At 72.4% G+C, this 2,396-nt stretch carries 3 protein-coding genes; 2 read left to right on the top strand and 1 reads right to left on the bottom strand.

Annotated features, from left to right (window positions below):
• A partial coding sequence (locus GTW67_RS12545) for a YjiK family protein (protein WP_161164887.1) occupies positions 1-931 on the top strand: 931 nt, incomplete at its 5' end.
• Here GTW67_RS12545 and GTW67_RS12540 read toward each other — a convergent pair.
• Complete coding sequence (locus GTW67_RS12540) at positions 905-1,693, bottom strand: TetR/AcrR family transcriptional regulator (RefSeq protein ID WP_161164886.1); 789 nt, start codon at positions 1,691-1,693, stop codon at positions 905-907. The genes GTW67_RS12545 and GTW67_RS12540 overlap by 27 nt on opposite strands.
• Positions 1,694-1,793: 100 nt before the next feature.
• On the opposite strand from GTW67_RS12540, the gene GTW67_RS12535 reads away from it, so the two are divergent.
• A partial coding sequence (locus GTW67_RS12535) for an ATP-binding cassette domain-containing protein (RefSeq protein ID WP_161164885.1) occupies positions 1,794-2,396 on the top strand: 603 nt, incomplete at its 3' end.

Below are 2,396 nucleotides of genomic sequence, written 5' to 3'. Positions count from 1 at the left end.
TTTCGCCGCGCCCGCCTCAGCCGCCGACGGGGACGGCGGGAGCGACGGCTTCACGATCAAGGACCCGCGCATCACGGAGTCCAGCGGCCTCGCCGCCTCCCGTCTCCACCCCGGCGTGTACTGGACGCACAACGACCAGGACACCGGGCCGTACCTGTACGCCGTGGACGGTGCCACCGGCGAGACCGTCGCCCGGGTCGCGCTGTCCGGCGTCGGCACCCCGCGGGACGTCGAGGCGATCGCCGTCGGCCCGGGCAACCGCCTCTTCGTCGGCGACATCGGCGACAACCTCGGCGGCACGTGGCCCTACGTGTGGATCTACGAGCTGCCCGAGCCGAAGGAGCTGAAGGACCAGACGGTCAAGGCCACGCAGTACGTCGTGAAGTACGCGGACGGCGCCCGCGACGCCGAGTCGATGGTCGTCCACCCCAAGACGGGGCGGGTCTACCTCATCGACAAGAACGAGGACGGCGGGCATCTGTACGAGGGCCCCGCGAAGCTGTCCTCCTCCGGCACGAACGTCTTCCGGCCCACCATCCCCGTCGACCTGTGGGCCACCGACGCCGCGTTCTCCCCGGACGGCGAACAGCTCGCCGTGCGCGGCTACCTGGGCGGCATCTGGTACGCCTGGAACGGCGGCAAGATCCAGCGCAAGGGCCGCATCAGCGTGCCGCTGGGGCAGGGGGAGTCGGTCACGTACACGGCCGACGGCAAGAAGCTGCTGCTCGGCATGGAGGGCGAGAACAGTCCGGTGAAGGCGCAGGACGCGCCCGGGGGCGGCGGCGACGCGTCCTCGTCCTCGTCGTCCTCGGGAGGCTCCGCCGACGGCGGTTCCGCTTCCGGCGGCAACACGCTCAAGGTCGGCGCGGTCGGCCTCCTCGTGGCCTGCGCGGTGCTGTTCGGTCTACGGCGTGTCTTCCGGCGCCGCTGAGCCGCCCGCCCCGGTCCGCGCGGCCACCAGCACCTCCAGCCCGTCCAGGATGCGCTGGAGCCCGAACTCGAAGTGGTCGAAGCCGGTGCTGAAGGCGTCCTCGGAGAGGGAGGCGAGCACCGGGTACCGGCCGCTGGCCATGGCCTTCACCAGCACCGGCTCCTGGGCCGCCCAGAACTGGGCGTCCGTCAGCCCGGAGCCGCGCTCGGCCTCCTGGGCGTACACCTGTGTGCGGGCGGCGCCGACCACGTACCCGTCGATCATGACGACGACCGACACCAGCTCGGGGTCGGTCAGCCCCATCGGCCGGATCCGGGCGAGCACCTTCTCCATGCCGTCCAGGGCGCTCGGGCCGAGGACCGGGCGGGACTGGTTCACCTCCAGCAGCCAGGTGTGGCGGCGGTAGAGAGCGAGGGTGGCCCGGCCGAGGGCCGCCAGCGCCGAGCGCCAGCCGCCGTCGCCGAGGTCGGCCGGATTGTCGGACGGGCGCTGTACGCGGTCCAGCATCAGGTCGATCAGCTCGCCCTTGCCGGGGACGTAGCGGTACAGGGACATCGTGCCGGTGCCCAGCTCGGTGGCGATCCGGCGCATCGAGACCGCGCCGAGCCCGTCGCGGTCCGCGACCTCGACGGCGGTCTCCACGATCCGCTCCAGCGTCAGTCCCGGCTTGGGCCCCCGGCTGGGCCGCCGGCCGGTGTCCCACAACAGTTCGAGGGTGCGGTTGATGTCACCGCTGCCGCTGGTCTCCGTACCGCTCGCCATGGGGGCATTCTAGGACCGCGCCGAAAAACTGAGTACGGCGTACGCGCAATCGGGTACGGTGTACTCAGTTGTTCTTGGTTGCGAGTGAGAGGGGGACCCCATGGGCGACGGATACGCGGTGCGGGCCGAGGGGCTGGAGAAGCGCTACGGCGAGAAGCGCGCTCTCGACGGTTTCCACCTGGACGTCCGGCAGGGCACGGTGCACGGCCTGCTGGGGCCGAACGGCGCCGGGAAGACCACCGCCGTGCGCATCCTGTCCACGCTGGTCCGGCTGGACGGGGGCCGGGCCCGGGTCGCCGGCCTCGACGTCGCCCGGCAGGCACGCGAGGTGCGGGCGCGGATCGGCCTCACCGGTCAGTACGCGGCCGTGGACGAGGTGCTCACCGGACGGCAGAACCTGGAGATGTTCGGGCGCCTGTTCCACCTGGGCGGCGGGCGGGCCCGGGCGCGAGCCGCCGAGCTGCTGGAGCAGTTCGACCTGACCGACGCCGCCGACCGGGGCGTCGGCAAGTACAGCGGCGGCATGCGGCGTCGCCTGGACCTCGCCGCGTCGATGATCCTCGCGCCGTCGGTGCTGTTCCTGGACGAGCCGACCACGGGCCTCGATCCCCGCAGCCGCGGCGAGGTCTGGGACTCCGTGCGGGCGCTGGTGGCGAGCGGCACGACCGTGCTGCTGACCACGCAGTACCTGGAGGAGGCCGAC

It is taken from the genome of Streptomyces sp. SID5910 (assembly GCF_009862125.1).
Taxonomy (GTDB): domain Bacteria; phylum Actinomycetota; class Actinomycetes; order Streptomycetales; family Streptomycetaceae; genus Streptomyces.
The sequence above is the reverse complement of the archived record's forward strand: the minus strand, read 5'-3'. Positions and strand labels throughout refer to the sequence as shown.

Bases quoted from the DNA above. Each gene is read 5' to 3' on its own strand.
- GTW67_RS12540 (WP_161164886.1), bottom strand. From the start codon at position 1,693: ATGGCGAGCGGTACGGAGACCAGCGGCAGCGGTGACATCAACCGCACC.